The sequence below is a fragment of the Novilysobacter antarcticus genome (genome assembly GCF_019802285.1).
Lineage (GTDB): Bacteria > Pseudomonadota > Gammaproteobacteria > Xanthomonadales > Xanthomonadaceae > Novilysobacter > Novilysobacter antarcticus.
Genome location: NZ_JAIEUJ010000001.1, coordinates 224530 through 243843 on the forward strand (window position 1 = coordinate 224530; position 19314 = coordinate 243843).

A 19314-nucleotide genomic window follows, 5' to 3' on the forward strand; every position below is an offset into this window, starting at 1 on the left:
CCGCTGGCCAGGTCGATGTGGATCGGTACGTTCGCGCCGATCTCTTCGAGTCCATCAAGATTTCGCCCAAAGGCGACTACCTCGCCGCGACCGTTCCGCTGGACAACGGCCAGCGCACCGGCCTGGTGATCATGAATCGCGCGGACAAGAGCATCACCGGCACGTTCTCGCAGGGCAAGAACACGCACATCGATGACTTCCACTGGGTCAACGATGAGCGGGTACTCATCAGTATCGCCGAGAAACTCGGAGCGCTGGAGGCGCCGCAATCCACCGGCGAACTGGTTGCGATCAATGCCGATGGCGGCAAGCCGCAATTTCTTGTCGGCCAGCGAATGATGGGCGAGGGTGCCGGTACGCGCATCCAGCAGAGCAAGGTCGAACGAGTGGCGGCATATCTGGTTGACCCACTCCTGAGCGACGACAAGCGCGTGATCATTTCGGTGATGCCGTTCTCGGCTGATCCGTACACGCGCGCCGAGTCGATGGACGTGTACACGGGCCGCAGGGTTCCGGTTGCGAAGGCGCCGGTGCGCATTGCGAGGTTCATCACCGACAACCGCGGCGTCGTACGTTTTGCCGCGGGTGCGGGAACGGATCGTCGTCAGCGGGTGTATTACCGCGATGGCAATAGTGCCGACTGGCAGCTGATCAACGATGAAAGCGCCAGCAACCTGGTCTGGTACCCCCTTGGTTTCTCCGCTGACGACAGCATCGCCTACATCGACAGCACGACCCTGGACGGGCCGGATGAAATCCTTGCGTTCGATCCAGCAACCAGCACGACCAAGCGCGTGTTGCGTGACAACGACGTGGACCCCGCCATGGTCCTGCATAGCGTAGGTGGCGCCGCTCCGGTCGGCGTGCTGCTTCACGACGGCAAGCCCCGCACCGCGTTCTTCGACGAGCAGTCCGAGGACGCTCGCCTGTATCGCAGCCTGGAGGCCGCGTTTGAAGGCGATGCGGTGCGCATCACCTCGCAGACCGCAGATGGCAACCTCGCCCTGGTCAAGACCTGGAGTGACCGCAGCCCCGGCGACTACTACCTGTTCAATCGTCAGACCAAGAAGGCGGACCACCTGCTGAGCCAGCGCGAGTGGTTCGATCCGCGTGAGATGGCGGAGCGTCGCCCGATCACCTTGAAGGCACGCGATGGTCTGGCGTTGCACGGTTACCTGACGCTCCCCAAGGGCGTACCGGCAAAGAATCTGCCATTGGTGGTCCATCCGCATGGCGGACCGTTTGAGATCCAGGACACCTGGGGATTCGACAACGATCCCCAGCTCCTGGCCGAAGCGGGATATGCGGTACTGCAGCTCAATTTTCGTGGCTCCGGTGGCTACGGCAAGCCGTTTATCAACGCGGGGCAGCGCCAGTGGGGTCTGTCGATGCAGGACGACCTGACCGACGCCACCCGCTGGGCGATCGAGCAGGGCATCGCCGACGCGGGCCGCATCTGCATCTACGGCGGCAGCTACGGTGCCTACGCGTCCCTGATCGGCGTCGCCAAGGAGCCGGATCTGTACCGCTGCGCGGTGGGCTACGCAGGGGTGTACGATCTGCCCACCATGCACACCCATGGCGACATCCAGAGGCATGGTTCGGGCGAGACCTACCTGCGTGAGTGGATTGGCGAGCGCAACGAGCTCGCTGCCGTTTCGCCGAGCAACATGGCTGATCGGATCAAAGTCCCGGTGTTTCTGGCCGCAGGCGGGGAAGACGAGCGCACACCCATCGAGCACAGCAAGATGATGGAGCGTGCATTGCGCAGCAACGGCGTTCCGGTCGAGACGCTGTACTTCAAGAACGAGGGTCACGGGTTCTACCTCGAAGCCAATCGCCGCGAGTACTACACCCGTCTGCTGGCATTCCTGGCGCGCCATATCGGTGGTGCGTCCGCCAAGTTGGACTGATGTGCCGGCAGCCAGCGCAGCGTCGACTCCGGTGGCGTTTCGGCGCTGCCGCGAACCGTGACCAAACGCCCGCGTGAGCGATCGGATTTTCAGGCTATCCTCGCCGGGTTGCGTTATTCACGGGCCACGCCCGCTACCTGACCGGAGCCGTTGATGAGTACACCAGCACCCGTACCTGCCCAGGCGCAGCTGACCATTCGTGCCGTGGTGCTCGCGATCATCCTGGCGGTCATCCTGGCGGCCGCCAACGCGTATCTCGGGCTGTTCGCCGGCCTGACGATCGCCACCGCCATTCCCGCCGCGGTGGTGTCGATGGGCGTGCTGCGTCTGCTCGGCGGGGGCACCATCCTGGAAAACAACATCGTCCAGACCGGTGCTTCTGCGGGTTCATCGATTGCGGCCGGGGTAATCTTCACCATCCCTGCGCTGGTGATCATGGGCTACTGGCCCGATTTCAAATACTGGTGGGTCCTGGGTATCGCCGGATTGGGCGGCCTGCTGGGCGTCCTGTTCTCGGTGCCGCTGCGGCGGTCGATGATCGTCGAGGATCCGCTGCCATTCCCCGAAGGGAAGGCGGCAGCGGAAGTACTCAAGGCCGGTGACAATCCCGGCCCCGGCATGCGGATCCTTGCGATCTCCGGTGCGATCGGTGCGGTGGTGAAACTCGCCGCGACCAGCGGCTTGCGCCTGATTCCGGACACGTGGACCCAGTCCACCTACCTGGGCAGCTCCAAGATCACCGCGTTCATCGGCACCAACCTGTCGCCGGCCCTGCTGGGAGTCGGGTACATCGTCGGCCTCAATGTCGGCATCGTGGTGTTGTCGGGCGCGGTCCTTTCATGGCACATCGCAATCCCGCTGTATCAGGCGTTTTTCACGGGCACCGATCCGGGGCTGGCGGCCTCGCTGGCGAACGCGTCCTCGGCTGACGCGGCGTTTGCGATCTGGGGCGCGAAGATCCGCTATCTGGGTGTGGGGGCGATGCTGGTAGGCGGTATCTGGACGTTGTTCTCCCTGCGCAACTCGCTGCTCAACGGCGTCAAGAGCGGGTTCGCCGCGGCGCGCAAGAGCACAGGTCCGGCGCTGGCGGAAACCGAACGCGACCTGCCGATGAAGTGGATGTTGATCGCGCTGGTGCTGTTCACACTGCCGCTGCTGGCGCTGTACCAGATGATTGTCGGTCAGTGGCTGGTGAGTATCCCGATGACGATCATCATGATCGTGGCGGGCTTCCTGTTTGTCTCGGTGTCGGCTTACCTGGCCGGACTGATCGGCTCGTCCAACAATCCGGTGTCTGGCATCACCATCTCGACCATCCTGTTCGCATCGGCGGTGCTGGTGGTGCTGCTGGGTTCTAGCGGGCTGGAGCCGGTGGGTGTGGGAGGCGCGCCGCTGGGCGCGGTCGCCGCGATCATGATCGGTGCGGTGGTGTGCTGCGCAGCAGCCGTGGGCGGCGACAACCTGCAGGACCTGAAAGCCGGCTACATCGTGGGTGCGACACCGTGGAAGCAGCAGTTGATGCTGGGTATCGGCGCGTTCTCGTGCGCCCTGATCATGGCGCCGGTGCTCAACCTGCTGGCCACGGCCTACGGCATCGGCGAGCCCACGCTTGAACATCCCAACGCGCTCGCGGCCCCCCAGGCCAACTTGATGGCGTCCGTCGCCCGCGGCATGTTTGGCGGCGACCTGCCGTGGACCATGATCGGCATCGGCGTGGCCGTGGGTGCTGCGATCATCGCTTTCGACGAATGGCTCAAGGCCCGCGGCGCACGCTTCCGGGTGCCGGTCCTGGCCGCCGCCATTGGCATTTACCTGCCACTGGAACTGATGGTGCCGATCTTCCTGGGTGGCGTGCTGTCCTATGCGGTAGAGCGCTTCCACAAGGTCCGCCCCGACGACGATGAAGGCCGCGACCGCGTGCATCGGCCGGGTGTGTTGTTCGCCGCCGGCCTGATCACCGGCGAGGCCTTGATGGGCATCGCGATTGCGGTTCCCATTGTTGTGTCGGCCCGCGCCGATGTGCTTGCGCTGGCGGTCCAGGTGCCGGCCTCGCAGTGGATCGGTCTCCTGGTGTTGGCCCTGGTGGGCTGGTACCTCTACCGCACCGGCGTCCGCGCTCCGGCTACCAACAACTGACGCGGGTATCCGTATCACCGTTGCCAGTGCCGCCCGTGCGGCGGTTCAGAACACAACAGGAGTTGTCCATGCGTATTGTCCCCGCCGCCCTGCCGCTGTTGCTGGCATTGGCTTTGCCCGGCGCTGCATTTGCCGCCGACGTGGCCGATCGTGGCTTGCAGCCGCAGGATCTGGCGACACTTGATCGCTTTGCCTCGCCCATCCTGTCACCCGATGGGAGCCTGGTTGTGTTCGCACGGAGCGTCACCGACTACGACGCGAACAAGTCATCCACCTCACTGTGGGTGCGCAACCTGTTGACGCGCGATCTACGACCACCGGCGCGCTTGACCCCGGAGGACTGGAACGTCAATTCGCCTGTGTTCGCGCCCGACGGCAAGAGCGTGTACTTCCTCAGTTCCAAGTCAGGCGCGTCGCAGCTGTATTCCATTGCGGTCGAAGGCGGCAAGCCGCGGCAGATCAGCAAGTTTCCGCTGGACGTGGGCAGCTTCCTGATATCTCCCGATGGCCGACGTGTCGCATTCAGTGTCGAGGCTTTCGTTGACTGCGGCAGTGACCTGGCCTGCACAAAGCAGCGCGTCGATGAGCGCGCGGCAAGCCCGGAGACAGGCACGGTCTACGACCGCATGTTCGTCCGCCACTGGGATACCTGGAGCGATGGCCGCCTGAACCGCGTCTTCGTCGCCGAGCTTCCGACGGGGCGGGCAACGGTCACCGCAGCGACCGCAATCGCTGGCGATGTCATCGGCGATGTTCCGTCCAAGCCGTTCGGGGACAGTGGCGATTACACGTGGGCGCCCGACGGCAAGTCCCTCGTGCTCAGTGTCCGCAAGGCCGATCGCACTGAGCCTTGGTCCACCAACTTCGACCTCTATCAAGTCAGCGCCGACGGCAGTGGCGCGGCGCGCAACCTGACCGCCGACAACCCGGCCACCGACTCGGGGCCGGTTTTCAATGCCGACGGCAGCAAGCTGTTCTACCGCGCCATGAAGCGCCCGGGTTTCGAGGCGGACCGCTATGCGGTGATGGAGCTGGACATGGCGAGCGGACAGCGTCGGGAGATCGCGCCCAAGTGGGACCGCTCCGCCGACAGCATCGCGGTCTCCCCTGATGGCGAGACCTTGTATGTCACCGCGCAGGACGTGGGCGAGCACCCTTTGTTCGCACTGGACGTCGCTGACGGCGAAGTCACCCGTTTGGCGGCCGACGGCAGCATCGGCTCGGTGCAGGTCGCCGGCCAGACCCTGGCCTTCACACGTAACAGCCTGACCAGCGGCAATCAGGTGTTCACCGGCAGCACGGACGGCAGTTTCGAGCGCGCGATCACCCCGGATGCGGGCGAGCTGTTGCCGCAGGTGAAATTCGGCGAGTTCGAGCAGTTCAGCTTTCCCGGCTGGAACCGCGAAACCGTCCATGGCTACGTGCTCAAGCCGTGGAACTACGAGGAAGGCAAGCAGTACCCGGTCGCGTTCCTGATCCACGGCGGGCCGCAGGGCAGTTTCGGTAATAGCTGGAGCACGCGCTGGAACCCGCAAACGTATGCGGGGCAGGGCTACGCCGTGGTCATGATCGATTTCCACGGATCCACCGGCTACGGCCAGGCATTCACCGACGCGATCAGCCAGCACTGGGGCGACCGGCCGCTGGAAGACCTGCAGAAGGGCTGGAAGGCCGCGCAGCAGAAATACCCATTCCTGGACGGCGCCAACGCCTGCGCACTGGGCGCCAGCTACGGCGGCTACATGGTCAACTGGATCGCCGGCAACTGGCACACACCCGCATCGGGGGCGTGGAAGTGCCTGGTCAACCACGATGGCGTGTTCGACACCCGCATGATGGGCTTTGTCACCGAGGAGCTGTGGTTCACCGAATGGGAGAACGGCGGCAGCCCGTGGGACAAGGGCGCGGACTACGAGAAGTTCAACCCCAGCCGCCACGTCGACAAATGGCGGGTGCCGATGCTGGTGGTGCATGGCCAGCAGGACTTCCGCATTCCCGTCAGCCAGGGCCTGGGTGCGTTCACCGCATTGCAGCGGCGCGGGATCGAGTCCAAGTTCCTTTACTTCCCGGATGAGAACCACTGGGTGCTCAAGCCGCACAACTCGGTGCAGTGGCATGACACCGTCAATGGCTGGCTGAAAGCGCATCTGGGCCCGTAAACAGGACGCGTGGCGGCCGCGGCCATGGTGTCGCGGCCGGGTTTCTCCGCGCCCGCAATTTCTACAGGAGCTCCAGCGATGGCTGCTGAAAACGCCGCACTGATCACCGACGATGCCGTCGTACTGGGGCTGCTTGCGGTCACCCTGGGCGTGGTGTTCTGGACAGCATCGCGCCCGGCAGGCTTCTGGAAGAAGTTCTATAACATCGTGCCCGCACTGCTGGTCTGCTACCTCGTCCCCGCTCTGTACAACAGCTTCGGCCTGATCGACGGAGCCGCCTCCGGGCTGTATCCGATGGCACGCGACTACCTGCTGCCCAGCGCGCTGGTCCTGTTCTGCGTGGCGATGGACATCGGCGCGATCCTGCGGCTGGGGCCCAAGGCGGTGATCATGTTTCTTACCGGCACCCTTGGCGTCGTCATCGGGGCCTGGGTGTCGTTCTGGGCGATGGGTCTGATCCATCCGGAAACCGTGGCAGGGGAGACCTGGCGCGGGATGACGACGGTCGCCGGAAGCTGGATCGGCGGTGGCGCCAACCAGGCGGCGATGAAGGAAGTCTTCGAGGTCGAGCCGACCCTGTTTGGCCAGTTCATTGCGATCGATGTGATCGTAGCCAACCTCTGGCTCGCAGTCCTGCTGTTCCTCGCGCCCCGCGCAGCAGCATTCGACCGCTGGGTCAACGCTGATACGTCGGCCATCGAGAGCCTGAAGCAACAGATCGCCAGCTACCAGGCCGAGCACGCCCGCATTCCGAGCATGGCGGACTTCATGCTGATCTTCGCGATCGCGCTCGGCATCACCGGCCTGTCGCACTTCCTGGCCGCGCCGCTGGTGGACTGGGTGCGCTCGCTGCCGCTGGAATGGCGCCTGCAGGATTACAGCTTGGATTCGCGGTTCTTCTGGATCGTCGTGTTTGCGACGACCTTCGGTGTGCTGCTCAGCTTCACCCGTGCCCGCCAGTTGGAGGGCGCCGGTGCTTCCACGATCGGTTCGGTGTTCCTGTACGTGCTGATCGCGACGATAGGCATGCAGATGGATCTCAAATCGTTGGCGGACAGGCCCACGCTGCTCGCGCTCGGTGTGATCTGGATCGCCGTGCATGCGGTGCTCTTGATCGGTGTCGCCAAGCTGATCCGGGCGCCGCTGTTTTTCCTCGCCGTCGGCTCGCAGGCCAATATTGGCGGCGCGGCGTCGGCGCCGGTGGTGGCGAGCGCGTTCCATCCGTCGCTGGCACCGGTCGGCGTACTGCTGGCGGTTGTCGGCTACGCTCTGGGCACGTATTTCGCTTATCTCACGGGAGTCGGCCTGCAATTCATGGCCGGCTGAGCGCCGTTGCTAGAGCCAGCCGGACCGCTTGAACGCCCGATACAGCGCGAGCAAGCCCGCAGCGACGAGCGCTGTAAGTACGGGGTAGCTCCAGCGTCCCTGCAGCTCAGGCATCACGGCGAAGTTCATTCCGTACCAGCCGGTTACCAGGGTGGGTACGGCGAGCAACGCGGCCCAGGCGCCCATCCGTTTGACTACCTCGCCCTGGCGCACCGTGACCAGCGACAGATTCACGTGCACCGCCGCGGTCAGCATCTCGCGCAGCGTGTCGGTGTTCTCGTTGATCCGCACGGCATGGTCCAGGACGTCACGGAAGTAAAGCCGCATCTCGTCATCGATCAGGTCCGGCCGGGGTCGCGCCAGATGCGACAGCACGTCCTGCAACGGCGCCACGGCCAGGCGCAACCGGGTCAGCTCGCGCTTGAGGTCGTAGAGCTTGTGCACCGTGGTCTTGTCGAAGTCATCCGCAAAAATGTCGTTCTCGAGCGCGTTGAGCGCATTGCGGAACTCGTCGACGATCGGCAGCAGCCTGTCCACGACCATGTCCAGGACCACGTAGAGCGCCGCAGCGGGGCCGTGTTTGAGCAGCTCCGGCTCGCGTTCCATGCGTGTGCGCGCGTCGCCATAACTGCTGGACGCGCCGTGCCGGACGGTCACCAGATAGCGGGGCCCGACGAACAGGTGGGTCTCGCCGAAATTGATCGCACCGTCGATGTTCTGCGCCGTGTGCAGGGCGATGAAGAGTGAATTGCCGTAGGTCTCGATTTTCGGCCGCTGGTGGGCGTTGCCGGCGTCTTCGATCGCCAGATCGTGCAGGTCGAACTCTTCCTGCAACTTGTTCAATACGCCGACGTCAGGCTCGTACAGCCCGACCCAGACGAAACTGCCGTCGTCCACCGCAAGCACGTCGCTGATGGCGTCCAGGTTGATATCGGTGCGGGTGCCATCAGCAGCGTAAACGGCGCAGCTCATCACGCTGGTCGGCAGATCGATGTACGGCGGGTCAGCGGGTTTGGCCAGCATTGGGGTCCTTCCGGTCAACGGTCCGCAGGCCAAACATCAGCCCCAGATGGATGGGCAGCAACAGCAGGATCCAGTGCAGGTTCTGCTGCGGCAGCGTCTGCAGCCAGTGGGTGAACAGACCGAGTATCGCCAGAACCGGCATCACCTGCAGCAACGGCCGGAACCCTCGACCGGGTGACCGCCGGCGTAGCGCGCGCCATCCCCCGGGCAGCAGCGCCCATGCCAAAGGGCTCATCAGCAGCAGGTTGTAGTTCGTCCATCCAAAGCGATGCGCGGTGCCAAACCATATGAAAAGCATGAGCGCGCCGAGTGCGCCCGAGATCGCCCAGAAAGGCAGTGCGAGGCCGGCAATGAGACGCGGCGCGACGCGTCCGGTCCATCCGAGTGCACCGCCGATGATCACTCCGGCCAGCAACCACAGCCACCAACGTCGCGGAGTTTCCGCCGGCTCCGGGTCAAGCCGATGCTGCAGCAACTCCAGTTCTTCGGCAACCAATGGCCCACCGTCCGGGCTGTGCGCGTCGCGCAGCGATGCGGCCAGGCGCATCGGTATGAACGCGTCGCCCCAGTTCGACAGGGGTTGGTCGGCAGCCGGGCCGAGGCCGAGGTCAAAACCCAGCCACATCCAGAAATCCGGGGAAGCAAGACGGGTGGCCTCGCTGCGGAAGGTGTCCCCGCGCGATCCACCCATCTGCCGCGCCAGCGCGCCGTCGAGCGCCTGATCCAGTGCGTCGCGGACGCGGGTCGAGCAGTTGTCGAGGAAGTAGTCGTAGCGGTAATGCGCGTTTTCGGGCCGTGCGTTCTCGGCCAGCGCGGTTGCCAGCTCGGCAGCGTCCACCGGATCCAGGTCGAGCCACTGCAGGCTGACGCCTCGGCCCACGTCGTCGTAGTAGCTCAGGTCGTCCTGCAGCGGCAACGCGACCAACTGGTAGGGCATCTCGCCTCGGATGAATCGGGCGATGAAGTCCGGCTCGGTCGGATCGAAGTAACCGAAGTTGTATGAAATCGCGGTGCCTTCCGCCGGATCATCGACCAGGATCGCGTTGTGGCCGAAGCGCTCGAAGAAGATCTCCCCGGGCTGCATGGTCACCACGCCAATCCGCGGGCTTGCTGCAGCGCTGAACGCGCACAGCAACAGCGCGATCAGCAACATCAGATCTGGTATTGGATTGGAGCGGACCGCTGCCGATAAGACCCGGCGCGAGGACGGGCCGCTCGCCTCAGCCATCGCCAAGCACGCTCACATGGAAGGTGTGCACGCGGCGCGCATCGGCGCTGGCGACACGGAACACGAAGCGCCCCAGCATCAGCTCCTCGCCCGCTTCGGGCAGGTGGCCGATCGCCGCGATCACGAGCCCACCGATGGTGTCGTATTCGTCATCATCGAAATCGGCACCGAAATGGTCATTGAAGTCCTCGATCGGCGCCAGTGAGTCGACGATGAAGTGCCCGTCGGCCTGGGCCGATATCAGGGCATCGGGATCCTCGGCTTCGTCGTGCTCGTCGTCGATATCGCCGACGATCTGTTCCAGCACGTCCTCGATGGTCAGCAGGCCGGCCACGCCGCCGTGTTCGTCGATGACGATCGCCATGTGGTTGCGCGACTGGCGGAACTCGCGTAGCAGGATGTTCAGCCGCTTCGACTCGGGGATCAGCACCGCCGGCCGCACCAGTGCATGCAGGCTGGGCGCACCGTTGTCGGCGACCACGCCCTGCAGCAGGTCCTTGGCCAGCAGGATGCCGATGATCTGGTCCTTGTCCTCGCCGTGCACGGGGAAGCGCGAATGACCCGACTCGACCACCTGCTCCACCAGGGCATGGAAGGGCATGTCGGCTGGCAGCATCACCATCTGCGAGCGCGGAATCATCACGTCGCCCACGCTGAGGTCGGAGATCGCGATTGCGCCCTCCATCATGGTCAGGGTGTCGGCTTCGATCAGGCCGTCGGACTGGCAATCGCGAAGCAGCTCGACCAGATCCTCGCGCGAGGTGGGCTCGCCGGATAGCGCGGAACTGATGCGCTCGAACCAGGAACGGCGCTTCTCATTGCGATCCGGCGTGTCGTGCGCAGAGGCGTGGGTGGAAGTACTACTGTCGTCCTCGGACATTGCTCGCATTCGGGATACGCCCGGGGGATGGACGTCAGTGCGAGTCTAACGCATGCCATAGTCGCGGCTGCGTCATTACGCCGGGCTAATCGTCGGTGAGATACGGGTCGGAAATGTCCAGCGTGGCGAGTATCTCGCGCTCCAGTTGCTCCATGCATTCGGCCTCGCGCTCGTCCTCGTGGTCCCAGCCCAGCAGGTGGAGGATGCCGTGCACAGTCAGGTGGGCGTAATGGGCATTGACCCGTTTGTTCTGCTCGGCGGCCTCGCGCGCGACCACGGGCGCGCAGATCACCAGGTCTCCCAGCAACGGCAGCGTGACCCCCTCAGGCAGATCCGCCGGGAAGCTGAGCACGTTGGTCGGGTATTCCTTGCCGCGGTAGTGGCGGTTGAGCGCCAGGCCCTCGCGGTCGTCCACCAGGCGGATCGCCAGGTCGGCTTCGCGGATGCGACCGTCCAGTGCGGCCGCCGCCCAGCGCCGAAAGCTGCGTGCGGCGGGAAGGCCGCGCCGTGGCAGTCCGTAGCTGACGGAGACTTCGAGAATGGTGGGGCCCAGTGTCATCGCCATGAATTCTGATCGGTTCAGGGGGTACCCGCGTTGCTGGCTTCACGTGCATCGCGGGCCTCGTAGGCATTGACGATGCGTGCAACCAGCGGATGCCGCACGACATCGTGTGACTCGAAGAACGTGAAGCTCACCTCTTCCACTTCGCGCAGCACATCCACCGCGTCCTTCAAGCCGGATTTGACGTGTTTCGGCAAGTCGTTCTGGGTCAGGTCGCCCGTCACTACCGCGGTGCTGCCATAGCCGATCCGGGTCAGGAACATCTTCATCTGCTCGATGGTGGTGTTCTGCGCCTCATCGAGGATCACATACGCATCGTTAAGCGTGCGTCCGCGCATGTACGCCAGCGGCGCGATCTCGATGACGTTGCGCTCCAGCAGCTTGAGCACCTTTTCCACCCCGAGCATTTCGTAGAGGGCGTCGTAGAGCGGCCGAAGGTACGGGTCGACTTTCTGCGACAGGTCACCGGGGAGGAAGCCCAGCTTCTCGCCGGCTTCGACCGCCGGCCGTACCAGCACCAGACGCTGTACCCGCGATTCGTTCAGGGCCTCCACCGCGCTCGCTACGGCCAGGAAGGTCTTGCCGGTTCCCGCCGGGCCGATCCCGAAGTTGATGTCGTTGGTGGCGATCGCGTGCAGGTACTTCTGCTGGTTTGCCCCGCGTCCGCGTATCGTTCCGCGCTTCACGCGGATGACCACTTCCTGTGGTTCCACGTCAGCCTCTGCCGCGCGGGGCGCGTCGGTGCCCGACAGCGCGAGGTGGATGGCGTGCTCATCGAGCGTTTCCTCTTCGGCCTCGCGCCAGAGCTGGCGCAGCACCTTCTCGGCCGTGCGGACGCCGGCCTTGGCACCGGTAAGGCGGAAGATGTTGCCGCGGTTGGCGATTTCCACCCCGGTACGCAGTTCGATCATTCGCAGATGGGCGTCAAAGGGACCGGCCAGGTTCGCCAGTCGTTCTACGCCGGGTGGGTCCAGTGCAAACTCGGAGACAGTCGGTGGCGCCATGGGAATTGTGGTCCTGCGGGGGCTGATCAGCTTGCACCGGCGGTCGTCTTTTCGCAAAGTGGCCGGATTCACTCGGGAAGGGGCACGACATGCGGGTACTGCACGCGATCCAGGAAAAGCTGTTGGTCGCCGCCATCGTGGCGTGCGTGATGCCTTGGGCCGTGGTCGAAGCCGCGCAGTCGCGTTCCGATTCACCGGATATCACGGTGCTGGTCGCCGGTCGCATCCACACCATGGATGCCGCGCGCCCCCGCGCGCAGGCCATGGCGTTCGACCGCGAAGGTCGAATCCTCGCGCTGGGCTCACGGGAAGCCGTCCAGGCCGAGTTTCCCAACGGCGCTTTGCTGGATGTCGGACCGACCACGGTGGTACCGGGCCTGATCGATGCCCACGGACACGTGGCCGGGCTGGGTCTGAACGCGTTGCGTGCCGATCTTGCTGGAACCACCAGCAAGGATGAGGCCGTACGGCGATTGCGCGATTTCGCCGCCGATCTGCCGCCGGGCACCTGGTTGCTCGGACGTGGCTGGGACCAGAACCGGTGGACGGAAAAGCAGTTTCCGTCGGCCAAGGATCTGGACGAGGTGTTTCCCGATCGGCCGGTGTGGCTGCGCCGGGTGGATGGCCATGCGGCCTGGGCCAACAGCGCGGCACTGGCCCTGGTCGAGCGCGACCTCAGCGGCGACTGGCAGCCTGACGGCGGCAGGATCGAGCGCGACGCACGAGGCCAGCCCACCGGCATCTTCATCGACGAGGCGATGGGGCTGGTGGATGCCCAGGTCCCCGAGCTTGAGGATGACGTGGCAGCGAAGGCGCTCGCGCTGGGTATGCAAGCCGCCGTCGCGCACGGTTTGACGGGCGTGCACGATGCCGGCGTGTCGCTGTCGACGCTGAACCATTACCGGCAATTGGCCGACCGCGGCGAGATGCCCATGCGGGTATATGCGATGGCCGACGGGGACAGCGAGGCCCTGGAAATGCTCTGTCGTGACGGCCTCTACCAACACCCCGGCGGGCGGCTGCAGATGCGCGCGGTCAAGGTGTTCGCCGACGGAGCCCTGGGCAGTCGCGGGGCGGCATTGCTGGCTGACTACAGCGACGATCCGGGCAATCGCGGGCTGATGTTGGCATCGGAGCAGCAACTGGCCAAGGTCACAGCCAAGGCCCAGCGCTGCAACGTGCAGGTCGGTACCCATGCGATCGGCGATCGCGGCAACCGCGCCGTGCTGGACGCCTACTCAGCCGCCCTCGGCAAACAGGTGGGTTCCGACCACCGCTGGCGCATCGAGCATGCGCAGGTTCTGGCCGCGACGGACCTGCCGCGACTGGGGCAGATGGGCGTAATCGCATCGATGCAACCCACCCACGCCACCAGCGACATGGCCTGGGCCGGTGACCGTGTGGGACCGGAGCGGATCGAACACGCCTACGCCTGGCGGGAGCTGCGCGACAGTGGCGCGCGCCTCGCGCTGGGGTCGGATTTCCCGGTGGAGTCGGTCGATCCACGCCTTGGCCTGTACAGCGCCACGACCCGCGCCGACGCGGAGGGCATGCCGGCAGGCGGCTGGCAGCCGGAGGAGAAGCTGACCGCATTCGAGGCGTTGCGGGGATTCACCCTGGATGCCGCGTATGCGAGCTTCGACGAGGACCAGATCGGCAGTCTGGAAGTCGGTAAGCGTGCCGACTTTGTTGTGCTGGCGCAGGATCCATTGCAGATCGACCCGCGTCAGTTGCGCGAACTGACGGTGCTGGGAACCTACGTTGACGGTGAGCCGGTGTACATCGGTACGGTTGACTAGACCGCCTCGTCGGGCCCGCGCGGGCCGCCGCCGATCAGCGATCCGAAGGCGACGTCGGCACGGTTGCCACGCTGTTTTGTAGACTCGACAGCCACCCAGCGACGGCCTGGATCGCCTCATCATCGAGCGTCCTGGCGACGCCGGTCATGACGAACCCGGACGTTGAATCGTCCATGTCGCCGTCGCGGTAGCCGGCCAGTTTGGTTTGCAGATAGCCGAAATGCTGCCCGCGCAGGGCAGGGTAGGCGGCATACGGCGCCTGGCCGCCCGGCAGCACGCGGCGCGCTGGAGCGGGACCGCGGGCATCGGCGCCATGGCATCCCTGACATGCGGGTATGCCGCGGGCGGGATCACCCGTCAGATACAGTTGTTCGCCCTTTTGCAGCAGTGCCGACGTCAGTTCGCCGGTGGGCCCGGCGTCGCCGGCAGGCGCCGCTGAGGGGACGGGAAGCGATGCGTAGTAGACCGACAGATCGCGCATGTCCTGATCCGACAAGCCGGCGACCAGCGGTGTCATGGGCGATGGGTTCACGCCGCGCTTGTATCGGACCAGCTGCCAATACATGTAATCGGCCGATAGACCGGCCAGATTGGGAAATTCGGTAACAACGGCGATGCCATCACCCCCATGGCAGTTCGCGCAGACCTGGGTTTTTTTCATGCCCGCTTCGGCGTCGCCGTTGATCAGTTCAACGCGACGCAGGTCGAGGAAAGGCAACTGCAGCACGTCAGCCTCGACGCCGTCGCTGCTATGCGCGGGGAGTATCGGCGCGCACGCGACTGCCGCTACAGCCAGGATCATCGCGCGCATATTCACAGCCGCACCTCCACCATTGCGCCGAACATGTTGACGCCGTAGTCCATCGGACCGCCGTCGGTGTAGACCCGGTGGTCGTAGACACGGCTTTGGTCGAAGCCCAGGTAGTGCCAGTCCGAAATCCGCGCACGCTCATAGGTATTGAACAGGCGCAGGCCCACACGCGGGTTGATCGGAATCGAGAGCGACAGGCTCAGCGCGTTGGAGCGGTAGATCATCGGCGGGTAAGCGCCGGTCGCGCTTGCGACCAGTTGCGGGTAGGCAAGCGCATCCGCGGAGGCGAAGTCGTAACGGGTCGTGCCCCGGGTGTAGGTCCAGTTCCAGGACGCGTCGAGGCGTGCCCTGCCGATCGATTGCGACCAGTTCGCCCCGGCATAATGGTTGCGCTGTTTGTCGTTGGTGCTCCAGCGGCCGCTGTCCAGATAGGTGGCACCGCCCAGGTTGGGATCGGCAGTGATGAACACGTCGTTGGCGTTGGCAAACACCAGGTCGGATTCGTCGTAGCCGTACCACGCACCGGCTGCTTTTCCTGCTGCTGGTTGCCAGTCCCATTGCACGCTGGTTCCGAGCGTGTCGAGTTTCTGTCGACCCACTTGGGCGTCGTAGTCGTTCCAGTTGCCCCGGACGGTGCCGCTCAGGGTCATCTGCCGGGGCAGGGCTGCCGTCGCCATCACGCTGAGTTTGTGCTGTTCGCGCTCGCCGACGTCGTACTTGCGAAGCTGCGCGATCGTATGTGCGGGCGTGCCGCCCGGCGGCGCGACATAGCCGGGCAGGTCCATGGAAAAAGTAAACTTGTAGGGGTTGTACTGGTAGTCGTGCCCGGAACGATCGAGAAACGAGTAATTCGCGCGAACGTTGAGCCAGTTGATCGCCCGGTTGCTCCAGTTGAGGTCGAGCACGTTGTCGCGCGTCGTGGCGAATTCACGATGGGTGCGCTCGGTCCGGGTGAACGTGAAACCCGCGCCGAGCGTGTTTTTGCTGTTCGGACGCCAGGTGAGGGCCGTGGCCGCCTCCCAGATTTCCTTGTCCAGCGGCAGGTTGCGCACGCGGGTCGGGACGGACGCATTCACCCCGGGGTCCCAGACGCCCATTTCGCCAGGCACCACGCTGCCCTGCGCGCCGTTCTCGGCAATGTAGCCGTACTGTCCGGTCAGCGGGTTGTATGCCCAGTAGGTGCCGGAATAGTCCTGGCGATGGAACTTCGCGGTGTTCTGCCAGCTCAGCTTGCTGGTGGGCTGGAGGACCCAGCGCAGGTCAAGTCTCTGCGTATTGATCGCCAGATCGGCCTTTTGTTGTGACAAGGCCGCTGTGGTGTTCCAGTCGGCGCAGTCATACAGAAAGCCCGGAATCGGGATGCCGATCTGACCCTGGCAGTTGGTGGGTGGAAGCAGGCGGTCGGATTGTCTAGACGTGCCAAAGGCGGCTTTGACGGAGAAATCGCCCTGCCAACGCGTTCGCCGGCTCAGGGTCGCAGACAGATGGTGGTAATCGTTGTCGGGTTCGTAGGAAAACTGGCCCAGCGGGATCTGTGGCGTAACCACCCCCGGTACTACGGCCCAGGTGCTGTAGGGGATCTCGTAGTCGAAACCGGTGTACGCATTGCGGAAGAACGAGCCCGAATAGCTGAGCTGCATCCGCCAGTCCCGGCTGACGAAGCGCAGTCCGGCGTTCACGTTGACCGTGCTGTCGTCGATCGGGCGCGGTATCTCGTAGATGCCGCCGTTGTCAGGGAACGGAAAGTTGAAGAAAAAAGGCCCCCCGAAAGGTCGCGCGCCCTCGCGTGACTCGTGGCTTGCGTTGAAAGTCGCCACCCACTGCCTCGTCAGCAGGTACTCGATACCCAGGCCCTGTTTGTCGCGTACCACCTTCAAGGTCTGCAGCGGTTGCGCGGCGGAGACCTGGCTCACTTGGGCAGCGGTGCTGCCGTTGATCGTGAGTCCGTCAGTCAGGGTCAGGTGCCTGCTGCCGACGCCGTTCCAGATCGAACGAGCGTTGCCACTGAGCACGTTGGGCTGTGAACGCACGAAAGCCTGCACCCGAAATTTTCCGGCCTGCCCGAACACGGCGCGGTAGTACTGGCTGTCCGGACCGATCCGGTTGGCCCGAAAGTCCACATAGCGTCCCTGATCGCGGCGTACCCAGCGAAAATTCGCCGCGAGGATCAGTCCGTCTTCCCAATCGCTGAAGCGCCGCCACTGAGCGTTGGTTTCATCGCCGATGAGGTGCAGATAGCCGGCCGAAAAAACGCCTCCGCCCTGCCAGATAGTTCCAGAATCGGTGTCGATTCCGTAAGGCCGCGGCACGCAGCCGTACGAGTGACCCGTTGGCGTACGCTTGGCGTCGCCGGCGAGCCAGGTCATCCCTGCGCGGTCACACTCCCTCGCCCACAGGCCTGCCGCATCGAGTTCGCTGCCAAATTGCAGATCAATGCCGCTGCCGCTGCTTTGCGCATGGAGTAGCGAGGTAGTACCCAGCCACAACGCAAGTCCGGACAACGCCAGCAGCAGCGCTCGTGGATGTCCGTGCATGGCGCGGCCCTCCCTTATTTGTGGAGTCGTGGTCCGGATGGATTGTTGGAACCGTGGACCTGCGCATGGCAGGAAAGGCAGCCTCGCCCCATCAGGCGCTCGTCAGGCGCGCCACCCGTGCCCAGGGACTGGGCAGTGAGCAGGTCGTTGGGATGGCGTACGTGCGAGTGGCACTGCTGGCACAGCATGGGCACCGGCGCGACCAGCAGTGCGTGCTGGTTGGAGCCGTGCGGCGTATGGCAGTTGAGGCAGTTGTCGCGCACCGGCGCGTGCTCGAACAGGAACGGGCCGCGCTTTTCGGCGTGGCACTGGTAGCACGTCTCATTGACCGTGTCGGTCTTGATCAGCGCGTTGTTGAATCCGCCGTGCGGGTTGTGACAGTCCACGCACGCCATTTGCCCTTCTGGAAGCGGCATGTGGGAGCGACGGTTGAACTGTTGGCGGATGTCGGTATGGCAGGTGGCGCAAGTCTCATTGATCGAGGGTTTGGCCATCAGGCCTTCGGCCGACAACCGCGCCATCGGATTGTGGCAGTCACTGCACGACAGCTCGTTGCGCTGATGGACCGAGCCGGCCCATTGGTCGCGCGGGCCACCGGAGTGGCAACCCAGGCACGTGGCGGTCTGGGTGCCGATGGCGCTACCGCCTTCATGGCTGAAGGCGATGATCAAGCCTTTTGCGGTGGGACTCTGGGCATGTCTGGACCCTGGTCCATGGCAGGTCTCGCAGGTGGGAGTCTGGGGATCGGCCGCCTCCGCGACCTGCATGCCCAGCGCGTGGGTGGTATGGGCGAAATTCTGCGCTTCGCGGGAGTGGCAGGCGGTGCACGTGGCCGCTCCAATTGGCGTCGCATCCATTGCCAGCGGGTTGTTGGCCACCCGCGCACCGGCAAACCCCGGTGGGACGTTGAAGCCGTGGGCTGCGACCGGCCCGTCACCCCCAAAGTGGGTGGAGGGGAGTCGATGCGGATTGTCGACGCTCGTGCTTTGCGCCGCCACGGGGGCCTGCCAGCCGGCCACGACAAGCGCGGTGATCGCTATGACCAAGAGGGTCAGGAACATGCGCATCGAATTCCACCTTTGCTGGCGCGCCGCTTTGCGGCCGTGAGCTCGCGTAATTGGAATTACACCTGCACCATAAAGGCAGCGTTCAGCGTTCGTCAATCAGAAAATCGCGCCCACCGGCAATCGATCAGCGCGGCAGGGCGCCGTTTAGGAAGGTGTCCACGCCTGCGAGAGCAAGCTTTACCGCCGCGTCGGTATCGGGCAGAAGCGAATGCCCGCTTGACATCCGCAGCACCAGATCGCCGGTCATCAGCATTCCCAGCTGCTGCGCGGCCACGTCCGCACCTTGCGGAAGCACCAGGGCGCCACTGTCACGGTGGTGTCGCAAATACCCCGCCAGCAGCTGGTTATTGGGCACAACCGCGTGGTCGAAGTACCAGTCGCGCAATGCCGGGAACGCCGGACCCTCGCCAACGATCAAGCGATGCAGGACCTGCGATTCGGGCGACACCATCGCCTCTACAAAGTGCTTCGCCAAACGGTGCAGACCTTCGTCGGCGGGAAGGGTGGTCAAGCAGACGTCGTGGAAAACGAGGGTAAACCGGTCGGCCTGGCGCTCGATGATGGCGTGGGCAAGACCTTCCTTGTTGCCGAAGGTGTCGTACAGGGTCGACAGCGAGCCCCCGGCGCGTCGGACGATGTCGCTCAGGCGTGCCCGGCGGTAGCCCTTCTCCAGGAAAATTGCGGTGGCGGCCTCGACGAAGCGGTCGACCCGCTGTTCACCGCGCTTGCGCAGCTTGGCACTCCGCGGCGATGACACAAGCGGCAGAGGGGCACTGCGCCCCCGTCCCGGAACCATCGGTAAGGTCATTTCGGCTGACCAGCCGATTCGAACAGCTGCCGATGCAGTGGTATTTCGCCTGTCGTCACCGGAA

The 19314-nt window shown here is 64.6% G+C and carries 14 protein-coding genes; 5 read left to right on the forward strand and 9 right to left on the reverse strand.

Annotated features, from left to right (window positions below; genetic code table 11):
* Positions 1-131: 131 nt before the first annotated feature.
* The 4 genes from KZ491_RS01095 (at position 132) to KZ491_RS01110 (ending at position 7534) form a co-directional block, all read left to right on the forward strand.
* Positions 132-1913: an alpha/beta hydrolase family protein gene (locus KZ491_RS01095; RefSeq protein ID WP_246606516.1), complete on the forward strand. Its 1782-nt coding sequence runs from the start codon at positions 132-134 to the stop codon at positions 1911-1913.
* Positions 1914-2066: 153 nt separating this feature from the next.
* Complete coding sequence (locus KZ491_RS01100) at positions 2067-4049, forward strand: OPT family oligopeptide transporter (protein WP_222564039.1); 1983 nt, start codon at positions 2067-2069, stop codon at positions 4047-4049.
* 68 nt (positions 4050-4117) lie between these two features.
* A complete protein-coding gene (locus KZ491_RS01105; RefSeq protein ID WP_222564040.1) occupies positions 4118-6208 on the forward strand; it encodes an alpha/beta hydrolase family protein in 2091 nt (696 codons plus the stop codon).
* Positions 6209-6286: 78 nt separating this feature from the next.
* Complete coding sequence (locus KZ491_RS01110) at positions 6287-7534, forward strand: DUF819 family protein (protein ID WP_222564041.1); 1248 nt, start codon at positions 6287-6289, stop codon at positions 7532-7534.
* 9 nt (positions 7535-7543) lie between these two features.
* Here KZ491_RS01110 and corA read toward each other — a convergent pair whose 3' ends face one another.
* The 5 genes from corA to KZ491_RS01135 all read right to left on the reverse strand — a co-directional run bounded on the left by corA (position 7544) and on the right by KZ491_RS01135 (position 12231).
* Positions 7544-8557, reverse strand: a complete 1014-nt coding sequence (corA, locus tag KZ491_RS01115; protein WP_222564042.1) for a magnesium/cobalt transporter CorA — start codon at positions 8555-8557, stop codon at positions 7544-7546.
* Positions 8538-9710 carry a lipoprotein N-acyltransferase Lnb domain-containing protein gene (locus tag KZ491_RS01120; protein WP_246606448.1) on the reverse strand — a complete coding sequence of 391 codons (1173 nt, stop codon included), beginning with the start codon at positions 9708-9710 and terminating at the stop codon, positions 8538-8540. The genes corA and KZ491_RS01120 overlap by 20 nt, the downstream gene beginning before the upstream one ends.
* A gap of 67 nt (positions 9711-9777) precedes the next feature.
* On the reverse strand, positions 9778-10665 hold the full coding sequence (locus KZ491_RS01125) for a CorC family transporter (protein ID WP_222564044.1): 888 nt from the start codon (positions 10663-10665) through the stop codon (positions 9778-9780).
* 85 nt (positions 10666-10750) lie between these two features.
* A complete protein-coding gene (gene ybeY, locus KZ491_RS01130) occupies positions 10751-11224 on the reverse strand; it encodes an rRNA maturation RNase YbeY (RefSeq protein WP_222564045.1) in 474 nt (157 codons plus the stop codon).
* Between the two features lie 20 nt (positions 11225-11244).
* A complete protein-coding gene (locus tag KZ491_RS01135; protein ID WP_222564046.1) occupies positions 11245-12231 on the reverse strand; it encodes a PhoH family protein in 987 nt (328 codons plus the stop codon).
* An 89-nt stretch (positions 12232-12320) separates the two neighbouring features.
* Between KZ491_RS01135 and KZ491_RS01140 the strand changes: the two genes are divergently transcribed.
* On the forward strand, positions 12321-14030 hold the full coding sequence (locus KZ491_RS01140) for an amidohydrolase (RefSeq protein ID WP_246606449.1): 1710 nt from the start codon (positions 12321-12323) through the stop codon (positions 14028-14030).
* A gap of 34 nt (positions 14031-14064) precedes the next feature.
* Here KZ491_RS01140 and KZ491_RS01145 read toward each other — a convergent pair whose 3' ends face one another.
* The 4 genes from KZ491_RS01145 to KZ491_RS01160 all read right to left on the reverse strand — a co-directional run bounded on the left by KZ491_RS01145 (position 14065) and on the right by KZ491_RS01160 (position 19250).
* On the reverse strand, positions 14065-14841 hold the full coding sequence (locus KZ491_RS01145; RefSeq protein ID WP_222564047.1) for a c-type cytochrome: 777 nt from the start codon (positions 14839-14841) through the stop codon (positions 14065-14067).
* 2 nt (positions 14842-14843) lie between these two features.
* Positions 14844-17375 carry an MtrB/PioB family outer membrane beta-barrel protein gene (locus KZ491_RS01150; protein WP_222564048.1) on the reverse strand — a complete coding sequence of 844 codons (2532 nt, stop codon included), beginning with the start codon at positions 17373-17375 and terminating at the stop codon, positions 14844-14846.
* 14 nt (positions 17376-17389) lie between these two features.
* The gene (locus KZ491_RS01155) at positions 17390-18436 is read right to left on the reverse strand and encodes a DmsE family decaheme c-type cytochrome (RefSeq protein WP_246606450.1); all 1047 of its coding nucleotides are present in this window, start codon (positions 18434-18436) and stop codon (positions 17390-17392) included.
* 130 nt (positions 18437-18566) lie between these two features.
* The gene (locus KZ491_RS01160; RefSeq protein ID WP_222564050.1) at positions 18567-19250 is read right to left on the reverse strand and encodes a TetR/AcrR family transcriptional regulator; all 684 of its coding nucleotides are present in this window, start codon (positions 19248-19250) and stop codon (positions 18567-18569) included.
* Positions 19251-19314: the final 64 nt, after the last annotated feature.